The organism is Nanoarchaeota archaeon, from assembly GCA_018897155.1.
Taxonomy (GTDB): domain Archaea; phylum EX4484-52; class EX4484-52; order EX4484-52; family LFW-46; genus LFW-46.
Map to the genome: position 1 here is coordinate 20055 of JAHILE010000024.1, position 18031 is coordinate 38085.

Annotated in this window: 19 protein-coding genes; 11 read left to right on the plus strand and 8 right to left on the minus strand. The window is 40.6% G+C overall.

Going from position 1 to position 18031, the window contains the following annotated elements; translation table 11 throughout:
- Positions 1-92: 92 nt before the first annotated feature.
- Genes KKB09_02615 through KKB09_02635 form a run of 5 tightly spaced genes read left to right on the plus strand, consistent with a single transcriptional unit; the run spans position 93 to position 6184 of the window.
- Positions 93-1910 carry a glycosyltransferase family 39 protein gene (locus tag KKB09_02615; protein ID MBU4300088.1) on the plus strand — a complete coding sequence of 606 codons (1818 nt, stop codon included), beginning with the start codon at positions 93-95 and terminating at the stop codon, positions 1908-1910.
- Positions 1911-1952: 42 nt separating this feature from the next.
- A complete protein-coding gene (locus KKB09_02620; protein MBU4300089.1) occupies positions 1953-2627 on the plus strand; it encodes a glycosyltransferase family 2 protein in 675 nt (224 codons plus the stop codon).
- Between the two features lie 49 nt (positions 2628-2676).
- A complete protein-coding gene (locus KKB09_02625; GenBank protein MBU4300090.1) occupies positions 2677-4131 on the plus strand; it encodes a B12-binding domain-containing radical SAM protein in 1455 nt (484 codons plus the stop codon).
- On the plus strand, positions 4115-5782 hold the full coding sequence (locus KKB09_02630) for a hypothetical protein (GenBank protein MBU4300091.1): 1668 nt from the start codon (positions 4115-4117) through the stop codon (positions 5780-5782). Before KKB09_02625 ends, KKB09_02630 begins: the two co-directional genes overlap by 17 nt.
- Positions 5783-5815: 33 nt before the next feature.
- Positions 5816-6184 carry a hypothetical protein gene (locus tag KKB09_02635; GenBank protein MBU4300092.1) on the plus strand — a complete coding sequence of 123 codons (369 nt, stop codon included), beginning with the start codon at positions 5816-5818 and terminating at the stop codon, positions 6182-6184.
- Here KKB09_02635 and KKB09_02640 read toward each other — a convergent pair.
- Entirely contained in the window at positions 6155-6823 is a 669-nt protein-coding gene (locus tag KKB09_02640) for a glycosyltransferase family 2 protein (protein ID MBU4300093.1), read from the minus strand. The two genes, KKB09_02635 and KKB09_02640, sit on opposite strands and share 30 nt — an antisense overlap.
- A 43-nt stretch (positions 6824-6866) precedes the next feature.
- Between KKB09_02640 and KKB09_02645 the strand changes: the two genes are divergently transcribed.
- Positions 6867-7553, plus strand: coding sequence for a class I SAM-dependent methyltransferase (locus KKB09_02645; GenBank protein MBU4300094.1), 687 nt, complete (start codon positions 6867-6869; stop codon positions 7551-7553).
- A 7-nt stretch (positions 7554-7560) separates the two neighbouring features.
- Positions 7561-8046 carry a metal-dependent hydrolase gene (locus KKB09_02650; GenBank protein ID MBU4300095.1) on the plus strand — a complete coding sequence of 162 codons (486 nt, stop codon included), beginning with the start codon at positions 7561-7563 and terminating at the stop codon, positions 8044-8046.
- A 4-nt stretch (positions 8047-8050) separates the two neighbouring features.
- Here the strand turns inward: KKB09_02650 and KKB09_02655 are convergent, their stop codons facing one another.
- Positions 8051-8662 (minus strand): class I SAM-dependent methyltransferase, encoded by a 612-nt coding sequence (locus tag KKB09_02655; protein MBU4300096.1) that lies wholly within the window; start codon positions 8660-8662, stop codon positions 8051-8053.
- A 121-nt stretch (positions 8663-8783) separates the two neighbouring features.
- Between KKB09_02655 and KKB09_02660 the strand changes: the two genes are divergently transcribed.
- Complete coding sequence (locus KKB09_02660) at positions 8784-10049, plus strand: B12-binding domain-containing radical SAM protein (GenBank protein ID MBU4300097.1); 1266 nt, start codon at positions 8784-8786, stop codon at positions 10047-10049.
- A gap of 53 nt (positions 10050-10102) precedes the next feature.
- Here the strand turns inward: KKB09_02660 and KKB09_02665 are convergent, their stop codons facing one another.
- From KKB09_02665 to KKB09_02690, 6 genes are read right to left on the minus strand one after another with little or no spacing between them, the layout of a single operon-like run.
- A complete protein-coding gene (locus KKB09_02665) occupies positions 10103-10990 on the minus strand; it encodes a glycosyltransferase family 2 protein (GenBank protein ID MBU4300098.1) in 888 nt (295 codons plus the stop codon).
- 10 nt (positions 10991-11000) lie between these two features.
- Positions 11001-11966, minus strand: a complete 966-nt coding sequence (locus tag KKB09_02670; GenBank protein MBU4300099.1) for a GDP-L-fucose synthase — start codon at positions 11964-11966, stop codon at positions 11001-11003.
- On the minus strand, positions 11942-13153 hold the full coding sequence (locus tag KKB09_02675; GenBank protein MBU4300100.1) for a DegT/DnrJ/EryC1/StrS family aminotransferase: 1212 nt from the start codon (positions 13151-13153) through the stop codon (positions 11942-11944). Before KKB09_02675 ends, KKB09_02670 begins: the two co-directional genes overlap by 25 nt.
- A gap of 25 nt (positions 13154-13178) precedes the next feature.
- On the minus strand, positions 13179-14222 hold the full coding sequence (gene gmd / locus KKB09_02680; GenBank protein MBU4300101.1) for a GDP-mannose 4,6-dehydratase: 1044 nt from the start codon (positions 14220-14222) through the stop codon (positions 13179-13181).
- A 3-nt stretch (positions 14223-14225) separates the two neighbouring features.
- Complete coding sequence (locus KKB09_02685) at positions 14226-14726, minus strand: beta-1,4-galactosyltransferase (protein ID MBU4300102.1); 501 nt, start codon at positions 14724-14726, stop codon at positions 14226-14228.
- A gap of 40 nt (positions 14727-14766) precedes the next feature.
- The gene (locus KKB09_02690) at positions 14767-15207 is read right to left on the minus strand and encodes a capsular biosynthesis protein (GenBank protein ID MBU4300103.1); all 441 of its coding nucleotides are present in this window, start codon (positions 15205-15207) and stop codon (positions 14767-14769) included.
- Positions 15208-15813: 606 nt separating this feature from the next.
- Between KKB09_02690 and KKB09_02695 the strand changes: the two genes are divergently transcribed.
- The 3 genes from KKB09_02695 (at position 15814) to KKB09_02705 (ending at position 17986) form a co-directional block, all read left to right on the plus strand.
- The gene (locus KKB09_02695) at positions 15814-16089 is read left to right on the plus strand and encodes a PRC-barrel domain-containing protein (GenBank protein ID MBU4300104.1); all 276 of its coding nucleotides are present in this window, start codon (positions 15814-15816) and stop codon (positions 16087-16089) included.
- Between the two features lie 137 nt (positions 16090-16226).
- Entirely contained in the window at positions 16227-17222 is a 996-nt protein-coding gene (gene mvk, locus KKB09_02700; protein MBU4300105.1) for a mevalonate kinase, read from the plus strand.
- Positions 17219-17986 carry an HAD family hydrolase gene (locus KKB09_02705; GenBank protein ID MBU4300106.1) on the plus strand — a complete coding sequence of 256 codons (768 nt, stop codon included), beginning with the start codon at positions 17219-17221 and terminating at the stop codon, positions 17984-17986. Before mvk ends, KKB09_02705 begins: the two co-directional genes overlap by 4 nt.
- Positions 17987-18031 lie beyond the last annotated feature (45 nt).

Genomic DNA, 18031 nt, shown 5'->3' on the forward strand with positions numbered 1-18031 from the left:
CGGAATAAATGGCGGATTTAATAATAAAACTTTCATACAAGACGTATTTTGCAGATAAATATATATAAACTGCTTTTAAATGTCTGAATATTATGAATGAAACGCCTGGCAAACCCGAATCAATTCTTAACAAGATGTCGGAAAATTACAAAAAAGACAAGCTGCTATTCACTGCAATTGTTTTAATCCTCGCGCTAGGTATTTTTTTCAGAGTGTACCAATATAATGCTGAAGGTGCTCTTGAAGGGGATTCTCCGGGCGTAGTGGCCGGAAGCCTTAAATGGTATTATCCGCACGACTACTTTCCAGGCCTGATGCACACATACCCTCCTTTGGGAAACATAATTTTTGGTGCAGGGTGCATGCTTTCTGGCGCTGACTTCTCTCCAATAATCCAGCAGCCACAAAACTTCTATCCGTCAATATTTCCGTTAATCGGAGAGCCGTATAGCCGGGCAGAAAAATACTGCGTAGCGCCATCATACCTCGCATCCATCCTGTTATTCCTGGGTCTTGTTGTTTTCTCTTTTTCAATTCTTGACAAATATAGTGCAGCGTATTCAATTGCTTTTTTTGCATTCTTTGGCATTATTATCCAATGGGGTCGCGTAATATACTATGACGTGATTTTGTGGACATTAACAATATACGGGCTCTTATTTTTATGGCGGGCATACAAGGCAGAAAAAGGAAACAAAAAAGAATATTATTGTTTTCTAATTTCTGCAGCCTTTTTCGGGCTTGCGACTGCGACAAAATATACGGCCGTTATATTTCTTCCATTTGCGATATTTATCATATTGGAAAAATACTCATTCGGTTTCTTTAAGCATTTTTCCAGCATGGCAAAGATAAACTTAAAGACGCTCAGCAATCCGGAAAAAGAAGAAGAGGGCTACTCTTTTTTCATATCTGCAAAATACATGATAATGTCAGTTATTGCATTTTTATTCGCCATGCTTCTGCCATACAAATTCAGCCTGACTGACTTTTTTGATGTGAAAAATACATTTTTTACATTTTACCCTAATCTTGGAAAAGTTGTCATCAGCGGATCGTTTCCAAAATTCTTCATCGATTTCCTGTTCAATATCTCTTTATTTGACGCAGCCATCGCAATTTTTTCAATAAGCACATTCATAATATTATTGAAAAAGACTGCAATAACAAGAAATGCATCTAATAATGAACGCTTCATACTTTATCTAGTCGTATTGTTAATTGTGTCTTTAACAATATCCGCTGCTTTTGATTACAGCATAAATAGCGGGCTCGGGCGCAGATTGATTCTTTATGTTTTTGGATTAGTCTTCCTTATGTCTCTGGCATTTTCAGATGCAGAATACTCTATTTTTAGCGCTTTGAACATCAAAGATTCTGATAAAAAACGCGCCGTCTTCTTCATATTTTTATCCATTTATATAGTGTTTTCCGCAGCATCGCTCTTTTCTGCCGCACCGTATTATGCCCAAACAAAGGGGCCGCTATGTAAACTTGATGAGGCTCAATGTATAACATACCCGTGGCCCATACACAAACTCGTTTCAGACACTATGAAAAACATGCTAAAAGAAAATGAGACATTTTACGGAATTAATTTGCACATGTACCTCAGGCAAAAAGACGACTTTATAATATGGCAGATAGAATCGCAATTCCAGCAAAAATACGGGCGCCCGCCGACAATTACTGAAGTATCCAATATATTCGATTTTGAAGGCAGGCACATCAGGTATTTCATTATGTCCTCTTTTGAACCTGTTTTTGAAGGGACAATTGAAAATAAAAAAGAAATATTCCGCAATTACGAGCCCAAAAAAGTCATTCTAATAAACAACATTGAAGCCGCATACATATATGATCTTGAGGATCTCGTGCCTCGCAACGCAACAAAAAGCAGAACAGGATAAAGGGATTATAGGATTATAAAGATTGGCAATTAAAAAAATTGCATGAAAGTAACCCTTGTCCTTTTAACACTGAATGAAATCATTCCGGTAAAGGAAATGTATCCGAAAATACCGTTTGATGCAGTTGATGAAGTGATTGCGGTTGACGGAGGCTCGAAAGACGGCACAATAGAATTCTTCAAAAAACAGGGAATAAAGGTTGTTGTCCAGAAAGAGCGCGGCCGCGGAAGAGGTTTCATGTACGGTCTCCAAAATGCAAAGGGAGATTATATTCTTTATTTCAGCCCGGACGGAAACGAAAATCCCAAAGACATCCCACGGCTTGTAGCAGAAGCAAAAAAAGGATATGACATTGTGGCGGGATCCCGCTTCATGGATGGCGGAAAAAGCGACGACAGCGATGATCCGCTGCATGTGCGAAATCTAGGCAATCATTTTTTTACTGCGATAATAAACCTTTTTTACGGCTCAAAATACACTGATGCAGTCAATGGATTCCGGATAGTCAAAAAAAGCGCGCTTGAAAACATGAAACTTGATGCAACCGAATATGAAATAGAATTCCAGATGTCGATTCGCGCGGCAAAAAATAAGCTCAAAGTCGCAGAGATTCCGACAATAGAAATGGAGCGGATAGGCGGTGCGCGCAAAGCGCAGACATTTCGGATGGGCTGGAGATTCTCAATATTTTTCTTAAAAGAGCTTTTTAAAAAATAAATAGTGACTGCATACAAACTTTTTAAAGGTATTCTCTTCAATAAATACTATGCGAATTCTCTGCCTCAATCCTGGGCCTTCCGGCAGCATTGACAAAAAAGAGCTGTTTGTGAAAGAAGGCAGGTGTATGGAGCGAAGCGGCGCGTGGAGCAATCTGCGCATGCCGATAAGCCTTGCGTACATATCAAGCATACTCAAAAAAGACGGACATGAAGTCCGGCTTATTGACGATATTGCAGAATATTCCTTAAACGACAAAACAAAGCTTGACTCAATCCTTGAAAAATTCCAGCCGGACCTGGCAATAATAAACACATCACTGCCTTCTGTGCTGACCGAAGACATGTTTGCAGTCAAAAAAATCAAGGAGAAATACCCGAAAGCAATTATTGCAATGATTGGCGTTGCTCCCACGCTCATCACAGGCGAAATACTGAAAGCAGGCCCTGTTGATATCTGCATAAGGAAAGAGCCGGAAATGATATCAAAAGAGATTTCTGCCTGTATCGCATCCGGAAAAGACTGGAAAAGAGTATTGGGCATAAGCTTTGTCCATAACAAGGCAATAGTAACGAATCCGGACGCGCCTCTTGTTGATATAAACGCGCTTCCGATGCCGGATTTTGATTCTCTTCCTCTTGATGCTTATAGAACTCCGATAGACAGGAAAAAACAGGTATTAATAGATGTTTCAAGAGGATGCCCCTACAAGTGCATCTATTGCACTGGAACAAAATTTTACGGCCACGATTTCAGGTACAGGAATCCGGAAAAGGTTCTTGAAGAAATAGAGCATGTAAAAAAACTGGGTGTTCGAAAAATACTCTTCTGGGCAGATACTTTCACATTCAATAAAAAATTCGTGATTGATTTGTGCAATGGAATGGTTGAACGCGGGCTTGAAAAAGACATGTCCTGGGTTGTTAATTCGCGCGTGAACACAATCGACCAGGAAATGCTAAAGCATATGGATGAAGCAAACTGCTTCCTTGTAGCTTTCGGAGCTGAAAGCGGCAACCAGGAAATACTGAATTATGTGAACAAGGGCATAACTCTCGAGCAGACGCGAAATGCCTTCAAGTGGGTTCATGAAACCAATATAGAGAGCGCTGCGCATATCGTATTCGGCCTCGCGCCCTTTGAGACTGAAACGACAATCAAAAAAACTCTTGATTTTGTAAAAGAGATAAAGCCCAATTACGCGAATTTCCACATAGCGACGCCGTACCCGGGAACAGAGCTTTACGCGCGCTACGACAAGGAAGGATACATAATAAACAAGGAATACACGCGCCTCGAATCGCCCAAGGCAAACATAACGCTTCCGAATCTTTCAAACAACGACCTTGAACACTGGCGCGACAAGGCCTTTTTCGACTTTTATGTTACTCCAAGAATCGCAATTCAGGAATTGAAAAAAGTGCGGTCGTTTCCGCATCTGTACAATCTTGTCACTAACGGATTATGGTTTATGCAGGGATGGATGAATGCAAGAAAACTCTAATTTTAAAGACATAATCAAAAGCGAACGATTTATTGAAACAGCAATCCTCATCTTATTCGTATCCATTTTCATTTTTCTGAAACTCGCGCAGCCGTTGAATTACGAGCTATCTCACCAGTATCCGACGTTTTATAATGCGAATGATAACTTCGGCAACGGATATTCGATGCCCCAATACGTAAAAGAAGTGGGCAATTTTAAATACGAACCTCCAAACACAGTTTCCGGATTTAAGGATGTTGTGGGATATTATCCGCCGCTTCAATCTCACTTAGGCGCAATGGCTTCCATAATTACCGGTGTCGAAACATATGATGCAACAAACATAATAGCCATTTTATTTTCAATACCACCTTTCATTTTAATTTATTTTGTCATACGAAGATATTCCAAAGAACTCGCCATATTGAGCCTGCCATTCATGCTAGGAATTTTTAACTTTAATTTTGAAGTAGAGCGTGCTTTTGGGCAGTGGATATACATTACGGGCGCGCTATTTCTTGCATCTGTTGTATGGCTTGCAGATCGCCTGCATGCAAAATATTCCAGCATATTCCTTGCAATATTATTAACCGGCGCGGCACTGGGGCACATGTCCGAAGCAATATTCTCGGCAGGATTCTTAGCAGTCTTCATGGCATTAAGATATCTGAAAGAAAAACAATTGGATATGCCCGCCCTTAAGAACGTGATTATTGGATTTACGATGTTCGCCATCATCGCTTCATACTACCTGATTATTTTTAAGAATAGCTGGATGGTGGGATTTCAGCAATTCTCATTCGAAGTAATGTCAGTGTCGCCGATTGCCGCAAGCCTCGGGGTAAAAATAACTGACTTTGGAATTGTTGTCCTATTGGTGCTTGCTGGCCTTTTGATTGGAATCAAACAGCTGGCATTCAGGAAAAAAGAAGAGTTTCCGTTTACTGCAGTTATTGCCGGAATATATATCTTGATTATAGGTTATGGAAATTATTTCGGCCTCGGCTTAAGAGCATGGCAATCGCGGCATGCATGGCCCATTTATTTTTCGGTTTTTTGCGGAATTGTAATTTATTCTTTAGGCGCAAAGTACTTCAAAAACTGGAACTATAAACACTACGCCATACTGAGCGTCACACTTATCATATTATTTTCATACACACATATAGGGATGTTAAAAGGTGGTGGACTTATTGATCAAGATGGATGGAATGCACTGATGTGGATAAAAAATAACACTCCGGAAGATGCAAATATAGGATATTTTTATGGAACCCTGCCATCACAACCGATGAGCCTTTGGTCAACGAATCGAATTGCATACATAGTTGATTTGGAAGATTATTCGGACGGGATTAAAAAAGGAATAGTAAAAGACAATTACACAATGATGCAAACAAATGAGATAGTTAATGCATATTATCCATACAGAAAAACATTGTTCAGTTACGGATATCATAACGACACGTCAACATACTTTTTGTATTCAAATGATCTGAATTATTATGTGTTTCCGCTGGCTATTTCCGCAACAAACAACCAATATGTTTCACAATACAATCTTATGATACTTCAAGAGCTGTTAAAACAAGAAAAGATTAAAGAGACATATAAAAACGGAGCGTATGCAATATTTGAAGTGATAAAACTCAATGATACCGCAGCCTAGTCATTGACTTGTACATATTCAAAGTGATAGGATATGAAACTAGACAATCATTCAGAATTTGAAAAAATTATTTTAAGCATTGTACTCGGCACACTCATCATCAGAATCATATTCTTTGACGAAGGCTGGGCAGTGGTGCTTAAGATATGCATGATGATATACGGTATGTTTATTCTTCCGGGAATTGGAATAACGTATCTTCTCAAAGACATAAACTTTTTCGAACGGCTCGCATTATCCGTTGCAATCAGTGCGGCACTGCTTGGCACATCCGCATACTATCTGGGCATTCTTGGCGTCCATGTGAAATATTCTGCAATAGCCCTACCAGTATTTTTCAGTATTATCTCGTTGACGATAATGCTCAAAGAATTAAAAAAGATTGATAATAACACGCCATAAATAAATGGGCCCCATCTTCAATACATTTATTCCGGATTTTCCGTAAACACGGCTCAATTCCTTGCTCGGAACCTCAAGAATGCGATATTTGTTCTTTGCACATTTCATTGTCATTTCAGTTTCAATGTCAAAAATATTGGCTTTTAGTCCGAGTTTTTTTGCAACGTCTTTTTTTATTGCCCGAAAGCCGTTCTGGCTATCGGTTATCCTGACTCCAAACCGGTAATTGATTATAAGCGTTATGATGGCTGAAAAACACATCCGGATAAACTGAGAAATTGTTCCGTGAAGCTCTTCACTGCCTCCAAGCATTCTTGAAGCAATTACCATATCTGCAGAGCCGCTTTTAATCGGAGCCACTATTGCCGGAATATCTGCAGATATATGCGAGCCGTCGGCATCGATAAAAACGAGTATGTCGCCCTTTGCCGCGTCAATTGCAAGTCGCATTGCCGCGCCTTTTCCCCTTCCGTTGTCAATGAGAGTTCTCGCGCCAAGGGATTTTGCTATTTGAATAGTATTATCGGTTGATTTTTTTGCGCCGACAACAAGAATTTCAGCCCCATGTTGTTTTACGCCAGAAATTATTTTTTTTATTGTTTTTTCTTCGTTATATGTGGGGATGATTATCGTAATCATACACACTTTTGAAACTTTTAAATTTATATAATAATGTAGCCATATGCCGTTTGAAGCTATAACAAAAGAAGAAACAAAAAAGCACTATAACGCTCTTGAAGAATTCACAAACAAATCAGACCCGTATTATTTTAAAAGGCGCGCGGAGCATTTATTGCAGTTCTTAAGCAAAATGCCAAAGTCTTCCAAAATCCTAAATCTTGGCTGTGGAGACGGCAGATTCACTAGGCTCATTAAAGATTGCGGATTCAGAGACATCGTTGATGCAGACATTTCATCATCCCTTTTAAAATCAGATACCTGCCGCAAACGGGTTCTGGGAGATGCTGAAAATATTTCATTCAAAAAAGAGATGTTCGATGCAATAATCATGACTGATGTAATTGAACATATCGAAAACAGGAATAGGGCCATAAACGAACTGCAAAGAGTTCTCAAAAAGAACGGAGAACTATTCATAACTTATCCAAATTCCTTATGGGTGCCTGCACTCAACGCTCTTGGAAAAATCGGGATTAAGGTTGATGCAAAAGACGGCAGGATACCGACAAAACAGTTCGAAAAAGAAATAGAGCCTTATTTCAAAATAAGCTCATTTACAACAATAATTATAATGTCAAAACTCCCTTCCAAAATACTAACCGCTTTTGAAAAAATTGAGGTGAATATTCCGAAAAAAATAATCAACCGTTTAGGGCTTATGCATGTCTATATAATAAAAAAGAGATGAACAAAAAATGGTTTCAACACTCATGCATCTCGTATGGTCTCTAACGTTCTCAAAAATACTGCGCATAAAAAATGTTGCGCGCTTTTTATTCTTCGGGATACTTCTTGATTTTGATTTCATACTGGATTTTTTCTGGAAACGGCCGATTGACCACCGCGACTATTTTCATAACATCTTTTTCATAATTTTCCTGCTTTCCGCATTGTGGCTATGGAACCGGAAGAAGAAAGACAATGAACTGATGAAATCAGCAGCTTGGGCGCTTTCTCTTCACACATTCCTTGACTTATTTGACGGTGTCGGAGTTCCTCTTTTCTTCCCGATTTGGTCTGAGCGGATTCTTCTATACCCTCTAGGCCAGAATTACATATTTCCGCTAAAGCTGATTTGGGAGGGAAACATCTATTTTACAGTAATTTCCCTTGTAATATTATTCATAGTACTGCACACGTACAAACATAAAAACAAGGAAATGGACAAATCAGAATTGTGAATAGTTACTTCACGGATTTAATGATTAAGCCATCACCGAATGTTGTCGGAGTTAAACTGCGGGGAAATACTTTCTTAAATCTTACATATATGCCGTTTGTTGTCGTTACTTTTATCTTGAATCCTTTGGAAATAAGCAATCTTTTTATCAATTCAAGGTTAAAATCCTTCACATGGCCCGAATAATCTGCTAATTTTATCCATTCATCTGTATCCGCACAATATGTTGGTAATTTACCAAACAATACTTTTATACGATTCTTGAAACACACAACATTTGGAATAGATAGTATAAATTCGCCATCTTTTTTAAGCACCCTATGGACCTCTTCCAAGAAAAAGTTAGTTCCGTACAGATGTTCTAAAACCTCTCCTGCAACCACACAATCCACGCTGTCGTTTTTTAACGGGATTTTTTTATTCAAATCGCTGATAATATCCGCATCTCCGGCAAGATTTAGTGTTTTAACTAGAAAGCCTTCGTCTCTCTCTCTCTCTCTCAATTTTGTTGGCACATATTCTTTGTTTGAATCACCCAAAATAAGAATCTCTTTTTTATCCTTAGATATTAATGACATTGTTATGTCCATCCGATCTAGATAAAACTTATCAGTCATTTAATCACAACTATTTTTAGCATGTTGATTTTATAAGACTATTCCACCTTGATAATTAGCAAATATCCCTCCATTAGGTACTAATATAAAGATTTTAAATAAAATTATAATTGGCGATATAATGAAAGTAGTTCTGATAAATCCTCCGCATCCTTATCTCACTGACCAGAAAAGAAACCAGCCTCTGGGAATAATGTACCTGGCAGCGGTGCTTGAAAAAGAGAATTATGACGTGGCTTTGGTTGACCTGTGCTATGTTGAAGAGACTGACTGGTTAAAAAAAATTCCTGAAGCGGACGTCTACGGCATAAGCGCGACAACCATAGATTATCTTAGGTCTATAAATATTGCCAAAAAAATAAAAGAAGCCCGCAAATGCATAGTAGTGCTTGGTGGCGCTCATGCAACTGCAACGCCAAATACAATTGACACCATATTCGACAAAATAGTTATCGGCGAAGGAGAACTCGCTTTTCTGGATTTATTGAATGATCATAAAAACAAAATCAATAAAAGAATATATCAAAGGGAACCGATAAGCAACCTGGACACGATTCCGTTCCCTGCAAGGCATCTTCTTCCTGAAGATTCAATAATCAGCTACAGCCTCGTAGAAAAAGGAAAGCCTGCAACATCCCTTATCACTTCAAGGGGCTGCTGCAATGCATGCTCGTTTTGCGCAAGCAAAACAATGTGGGGGCGAAAGGTAAGGTTCAGAAGCCCTGACAATGTTATCGAAGAATTAAAAAAGATAATTCAGGACTACAAAACATGCCACTTCAGGTTCCATGACGATACAATGACCCTGAACAAATCAAGACTCTTGGAATTGTGCAAAAAAATGGAGCCACTGAAAATACACTGGCGCGCGCATACCCGCGTAGACTGCTCGGACATTGAAACGCTCACCGCAATGAAAAAGGCAGGCTGTGATGAAATAGGATATGGCATAGAATCTGCGTCGCAGGCTGTTCTTGACCTTAACAAAAAAAATATAAAAGTAGAGCAGGCAAAACAGGCTGTAAAAACTGCCAAGGAAGTTGGCCTAAGAGTGAGATTATTCTTTATTGTCGGCCTGCCGGGCGAAACAAAGGACACATATAAAAAGAACATAGAATTCATTGATGCGGTCCAGCCTGACGGAGTGGATGTTTCTACATTAGTCCCTTTCCCGGGATGCGACATATATAATAATCCGAAAGACTACGGAATAGAACTGTTAACAGAAGATTATGAAAGATTCGTGATGACTCTCGGATTGCGCCAGGGTGAGGAAGAAACCGACTTCATTTACAAGCATCCAAATCTATCAAATGAAGAGCTAAAAGCGAGCAGAAAGGCTATGCTTGATTACATAGTTAAAAGAAATATGGCGCTGAATAAGTAAATCAGGATTCAAATTCTATACTTGCCCGATTTCTATTAAATCCTCAGCCGCGCCTAAAGCAAAAGCTTTCCATACTTTACGCTGCCGTAAAGCCTTGTAAGCTTCACAGCAAAAACATAGCAGATGCCAAGAATAATAATAACTATTGCATGTATTGGCGTCTTGTTCTCAATTATCTTTACGCCCTGGGGGCTGGACAGTTCTAGCTTATTTCCTTTCCATAATCCTGTCGCAGTCTTAAAATCAAGAAACGGATTCCTCAAAAATCCCCACCAAATGTCAAGCATTTCTTTTGTTCTTTTTGGATGATTCTTATAAAGAAGCGGATCATATTTGTGGACTTTGACACGGGAAATCGCATATTTTATTTTTCCTTTGAATGTCGCAGGAACCGGATGCCTATGCTCATATCCAGTTCCTGTGATTCGTTTTATTTCGTATCCTGCATCAAGTATCTTGAACATCATGTCAGTATCATGCCGAAGCCCGGAGCCCATCTCATTATAGGTTCCGTCAAACAAACCCATTTTTTTAACGATATCAGTCCTGTAAGTGCTGCTCGCGCCTTCAGAAAGCGTTGTGGTTTTTGTAACTGCAATGTTATCGCCGGTAAATCCCGCCATCAGCAAACGAAGCCAGTTTTTTTCAGGAATGCAATCCGCATTCATCTCTACGAAAAACGGCGTATTGCATTTGTTTATCGCAATATTAATTGACTTCACATAACCTAGTCGGTAATCGGTTTTTATGTATTTTACAATCTCCTTGTCTTTTTTGGCATACTTCATAACGATTTCTCCCGTGCGATCTGTCGAGCAATCATCGATTACAAGTATCTGATATTTCTTTTTATCATAATCTTGATCCAAGCAAGCATCAAGGCAATTTGGCATGTTTTTCTCTTCATTGCGCGTAGTTATCAGTATAGTAACTTCCTTCATATAGAATCCCTTACTTCATGTTCTTATAATACCATTCAATTGTCTTTTTTAACCCTTCGTTGAAATCAGTCTCTGCAGAAAAACCGAACTCTTTTTTTGCGCGCGAAACATCAAGATATCTTCTCGGCTGGCCGTCGGGCTTTGACGCATCCCATGTTATTTCGCCTTTGTATCCGACCAGACCCGCAATTTTGTGCGCAAGATCTTTTATCGTGATTTCTGTGCCTGAGCCGATATTCACTGGAGCCGAGCTGTTGTATTGCTCTGCTGCAAGCATTATCGCTTTCGCGCCGTCCTCAACATAAAGGAATTCCCGCGATGCATTTCCTGTGCCCCACAAAACAACGCTTTTTAGGCCGTTCTGCTTTGCTTCGAAAAACTTTCGAATCAATGCAGGAATGACGTGCGATGATTCCAGGTTGAAATCATCATTCGGTCCGTACATATTTACAAAAAGAAGATGTATGCCATTCATGCCGTATTGCGCATGATATGCCTCTGTCTGCACAAGCATCATTTTCTTTGCAAGCCCATATGGCGCGTTTGTTTCTTCGGGATAGCCGTTCCAGAGGTCTTCTTCCTTAAAAGGCACTGGCGTGTATTTTGGATAGGAGCAGACAGTCCCTATGCCGACGAATTTCTTTGCGCCAAACACCCTGCACGCTTCAACCACATTGGTGTTCATTGTAATATTGTCATAATATATCAAGCCGGGATTTGCGCGCATGTGCCCTATTCCACCGCCGTGGGCTGCGAGGTGTATCACTATTTCGGGTTTTGCGTTTTTGAATAATTTTTCAACATCCTCGCGCGCGCGAAGATCGCATTCAGAGCCCCTTAGAAGGATTAGGCTTGCTTTTTTTGATTCCAGTAAAGGCACTAGGCTCTTTCCAAGAAAGCCGTGCGCTCCTGTAACCAGCACTTTTTTTCCATTCCAGAAATCTTTAGCGCTCACAGTAAAACCTCGGAAAAACATTTTGCCATATACTCCAAATCATCCTCTGAAAGATACTGATGGCACCCGATATAAAATGCATTTTCCCCAAGATATTCTGCATTCGGAAGCTTTCCTTTATAATCATTTTTAAGATGCGCAAAAGCAGGTTGCTGTGTTGGGATGCATCCGAAAAGCGGCCGCGTCTCAACCCCGAGCTTCTCAAGATTTTCACGAAGCTTTTTGCGGGAAATAATCCCGGGTTTTTTTATAACCAGAGGATATGCAAGATAGCTTACATCTAAAGAGTGTTTGGGAAGCTGAATGATTCCCGAATGCTTCGCAAGCAAATCATTAAGATGCTTAACATTCTCATTCCTTTTTTTGATTATCTGCTCAACTTTTTTCAGCTGTTCAAGTGCTATGGCTGCCTGAAACTCCATTGTCTTAAAATTATAACCTATGACTTCGTGGGTAAATCTCGGGTCCAGATCTTCTTCGCCTTTGAAGCTTTTGGGGCATATGCCTTCACTTCTTGTGCATCTGAAACAATCGCATGCTCTTCCGTTTGCCTTTATTTTCGTCACCATCCTGCGTATTTCTGGATCATCAGTAACCAGCGCACCCATTTCACCGGCCTGAACATTATGCGCGATATAGAATGAAAAATCAGACAACAAAGACATATTCCCGGCGCGCTTACCGCGATACACTGTTCCAAGCGCCTGGGCAGAATCCTCAAAAACAACAGAGCCTCCCTTTTTTGAAAGAGCATTTATTTTTTCCATATCGCAGGCATAGCCCATTAGGTGCACCGGAAGAATTACTGATGTTTTTTGGGCGTTATCGCCAAATTCAAGATATTCTTTAATCCGATCCGGAGTTATCACAAATGTCTCGGGATCCACATCAACATACACAGGAGAAAACCCTGAAAGCGCTATTGAGCTGCTTGTTGATATATAGGTCACAGGCGTTGTAATTATGTTGGTGTTCTCTTTTACAATGCCAAGATATTTTAATGCAGTAAGCCCGGCAATAAGCGCGCTTGTTCCCGAGTTAAGCGCAACCGCATATTTCGTGCCGATATAAGATGAGAAATTTTTTTCAAAATCGCGGACTTTAGCACCCTCAGTAATCCTTCCGGAATCAAGCACTGCATTTATTGCCTCGCGCTCCTCTGCGCCAATTTTCAGGTCCCCGACCTGTATTGTCTTGTGCTTAATCATAGCAATTCACGATTTGCGCGCTCAGTTAATCTGTTCCCCACCAGCGATTGGGAAATTTTCTTTTCAGGATTTCATCGCCTTCTCCTATCGGCTTTTGCCCCGCAGCCCGCATATCCGCGTCAACCATGATTTTTACGAGGTCATTAAACGCTATTTTAGGCGACCAGTTTAGCGCTTTTTTCGCTTTAGATGTATCTGCCCGCAGGCGCTCTACTTCTGTAGGGCGATAATATCTGGAATCTATAGAAACGTGCTTTTCGTAATCCATGCCGGCATATTTGAATGCCGCTTCAACAAAATTCCTCACGCTGTGAGTCTCTCCTGTTCCAAGAACAAAATTATCAGGATTTTTCTCCTGAAGAATTGCCCACATACCTTCCACATACTCGGGAGCATATCCCCAATCCCTCTCAGCATCCAGGTTTCCAAGATAAAGCTTATCCTGCTTTTTTGCAATTATTGCGGCTATTGCGCGCGTTATTTTCCTTGTTACAAATGTCTCGCCGCGCCTGGGACTTTCGTGATTGAAAAGTATCCCGTTTGAAGCGAACATCTTATATCCGTCGCGATAATTAACCGCCATCCAGTATGCATAAACTTTTGCCGCTGCATACGGACTCCTTGGCATAAATGATGTTGTTTCGCTTTGCGGCGGCGGGGACGCCCCAAACATTTCACTTGATGATGCCTGATAGTATTTTATGGGATTGCCGCTTCTTCGTATTGCTTCAAGTATGCGCGTTGTGCCTAAAGCAGTTATGTTCCCTGTGTATTCCGGGATGTCAAAACTTACGCGCACATGGCTCTGCGCCCCCAAATGATAGACTTCATCAGGCTTTACATTATATATCAGATTTGATACTTGTTCCGTATCCGCAAGATCCCCATAGTGCATAAATAGCCGTGTCTTAGGATCGTGAATATCCGAATAAATGTGGTCAACCCGTATAGTATTGAACGTGCTTGCCCTGCGTATTATCCCGTGCACAACATATCCTTTGCTCAAAAGAAGCTCTGCAAGATAAGATCCGTCCTGTCCGGTTATTCCGGTTATTAATGCCGTTTTCATAATTTATACCCTCCTCCCTAAAATATCACCAATACCGATCTCAGCAAGATATTTTCTAAGATATTCCACCATCTTGCTACTTCCCTCTTCTTGCTGCAGTTTTTTAACTCTTTCCAGCGCGTCAAGAAGCCCGTTAATATCATACAGCACAACTGCCTTTCCTTTTTTGTCAAGCGCTGCTGCAAGGTCGCATTGATGGTCGTTTACATGCTCTCCAAACTTCTTGTATCGCGGAACAATAATCAGGGGTTTTTTGAATTGCATTGCAGTCAATATGCAGCCAGCTCCTGCATGCGTTATAACTATATCGGCGGTTCTATTCAATTCAAGAATGTGCTCAAAGCTTTCAAACCTGAATCCTGCGCAGTTTTTCGGCTCATATTTCGTATTGCCTATCTGCACAGTAACAGGTTCATTAATCAGCCCCTGACCTACAAGACTATCCACAGCCATGATAAGCCGCTCAAATCCCTGTGTATGAGTTCCAACAGTTACAAATATCATAAAAACATCTCCCTCTCTAGCTCATTCAATTAAATTAAAACTAAAATACAGCGCCCCAGTATTTTGCCTTTTTTCCATAATGCGAAAGCATCTCTTCCCATTGGACAAGGAATAGATCAGCTATCGGATATATTAGTTTTCCCGAAAGCGATGGCTTATTTACCCTGCAAAAGCTTTCTACAAATACCACTCGTTTGCCCATAAGTTTTGCAAAATAACATGCAGGAATTGCAACTCCCGCGCCCGTTGTAACAATCATGGCAGGATTTTCTTTTTTCAAAATAGAATATGACTGGAAAATTGTTTTAATGAAGAGCAGCGGATTGCGTCTTGGATCTTCGACAAAATAAGCGTTTTCCAGGTTTTTTGAATCTTCGCGCAAAAATGTGATGAAAAAAGTCTTATGCGTTTTAAAAGCAGCCATTATTTGCTGAATTTCTGTAAGATGGCCTCCTGCGGAACATGCAAGACAAATTTTCATTTTTGAATCACCCACAACCTACAAAAATGAAATCCTTTCGCAAGCTTTGCTTGTTTTGGGATTTAATATTCCCAAAAGCTTGAAAAGCCATAGGCTTTTCAGGACTCTAGACTTTTCGGCATTCTGCCGAAAAAGCTTCGAATTCGCAGCAGCGAACGAGATGATTTTCATATAATATCTTTTTGTTTAAAATATATAAGCGCTGGGAGTGAGATTTTCAGTTTCTTTCTCTTTTGTAAAAGAGAAAGACAAATCTGGGTAGAAAGAGAAAACCGCCGACCTCGACTTCGTCGAGGGCGAAATAAGGATTTAGTTCTCCATTCAGCCAGAAACATTTGAACTCACGAGGGCAGAACCCACTAGCTTAGCAGGCTAGCGCCATACCACTAGGCGATCCCAGCACGTTAGATAAACTAATTTTGAAAACCAATAAAATTTAAGCTTTTCAACAGTTATTCAAAATCAGATAATACGGAAGTAATAACCATTAAAAATGTAAAGTATTTAAGCTTTAAATGACATTTAAGTAGTATAGTTTTGTGGTGTTTAAAATCATGCCGCTAATGCGGCAAGCTTTTTAACCCAGAGAAAAGGAGATGGTTAAAAATGGTTGTTAATGAACGCGTCGTAAGCGACATACGAGGAAAAGACATTTTCACGGACAAAGGTCTGTATTGCGGAAAAACAGAGGATGTTATTCTGGATTTAACAAAATTCCGTGTTCATGCAGTTGTGATAAACGTTGCTAAAGGCTCTTATCTTTCTGAAGTAGTTGGCGGAAAAAGAGGGGTTATTGTGCCATACCCGCTAATAAAGGCGGTAAATGACATAATACTCATAAAACACATTTCCGCACCCATGGCTGAAACAACGCAAGAATAATGCGCGTAATGTTGCTTTGCTTAACAAGTATTAGCGGATGCTTTAAAAACTATCACTAAATTTCCTAAGTAAAAGCATCCGATGCCAGATCGTCAGTATGAACAAACATATAAATTGTTTGCAACCCAAGTAATTCTATGAATGGCAACACGATTAAAGCATCTGCGCCCGGCAATCTATTTTTCTTTGGAGAACATGCAGCAGTCTATGGAAGGCCTGCGATATGCGCAGCCGTAGACCGAAGGACATATGTCGAGCTTGCCGAACGAAACGACTCAAAAATTCTCGTATATTCTGACAGCTTTGGCAGTGGAAGCGCGCAAATTTCAGAAACCGGCCTCTCGAACAAATCGTTCAAGGCGCCGGAACTCTCGACAACATTTGATTTTATCGACATGCTTGCCGCAAAATTTAAGATGGCGCGCGGCTTTGAATTAAAAATACGCTCGGAGGTGCCTGTAAATTCCGGAATGAGCAGCTCAACTGCGCTTCTCTCAGCAATATTTAAGGCTGTAAGCGGATTTGAAGGGCAAAACATCCCAGCTGAAAAATACTTCGACTATCTTTATCCGATACAGGTAAAAGTCCACGGCGGCCATGCATCAGGCTCTGAAATCATCTCAAGCGCGCTCGGAGGCTTCAACAAGGTGCACAAAATCGAAGCCGAAAGCAAAACAAATTTAAAATTCAAGCATCTGGGCGTGCATAAATTCTCAATCATTGTCGGAAACACAAAAGTTTCCTCCCCAACCTCGCTTACCGTAGGTTATCACATTCCAAGCCTGATTGCCCGAAACAAAACGTTTGTATTCAGTGTTTTTGACAAGATTGCGGCAATCTCTGAAAAGGCAGAAGCATTGCTTACAAAAAACGATGAAGCAAAACTGGGAAAACTGATAAACAAGAATCAGGAATTGCTATCATCACTTGGCCTGTCGCATCCAAAGCTTGACGACTGCATTGACGAGGCGCGCAAAGCAGGAGCCCTTGGCGCAAAGCTTTCCGGCTCGGGCTGGGGCGGGATAATGTTTGCGCTGACAAAAAGAGAAGATGCTGAAAAAGTATTGCGCGCGATACAAACAACAGGCGCGGATGCTTTCAAAACAGAAGTCGGTGGAAGCGGGGTTTTATGAATGACGACATCAAAGCGATTGTATTTGACGTTGGCGGCGTTCTAAGAAACAGCTCGAAAACATTTGACTTCACTTTCAGGAAAGTCTTTGAAGAATTCGGGCTGAACTATTCATTCTCAACAATTGATGTCTGGCACTTGCGCGGCTTCCGGGACTGGAACCCTCGGCGAGGTGCCTTGCGCGCGCTTTTGTGCGTATCGCGCTCGAAAACTGATCTTTCAGAAATCATGAAAATGCCGGATGCCGAGGAACTGATTGCCGGGCTGATAAAAAGCCATGTGAAACCCGGCGATGACGAACTCATCGAAAAAATGGCTGCGCGCTACGTGTTCTGGTTCTATGAAAATACAGAGTCGCGCAAATACACAAAAATCATGCCTCATGCAGCAGAGGCTGTTGAAGAACTTTCAAAAAAATACACTCTCGCAATCCTTACAGACAGCAGGCTTTCGCTTACGGACGACTGGCTTAAGGCCATCGGAATTAGAAAATACTTCAATTGCCTCATAGGGGGAGAACAGCTGAAAAACAAAAAACCGAATCCTAAAGGCTTATTTTTGATATCTGAAAAACTAATGATGGCACCTAACCAAATTCTTTATGTCGGAGATTCTGCACACGACATAATCGCTGCAAAAAACGCAGGCTGCAAATCAGCGGCAATACTTACTGGAATGGGTATGAAGCATGTGCTTGAAAAAGAAAAACCCGATTTTATCTTTGAAAATTTAGCCGAACTTGCAGAAGTCTCTTCGGACAGATAATAGTTTTAAACCATAACTTAAGCTCTTCAGATTGCAAAAATAAAC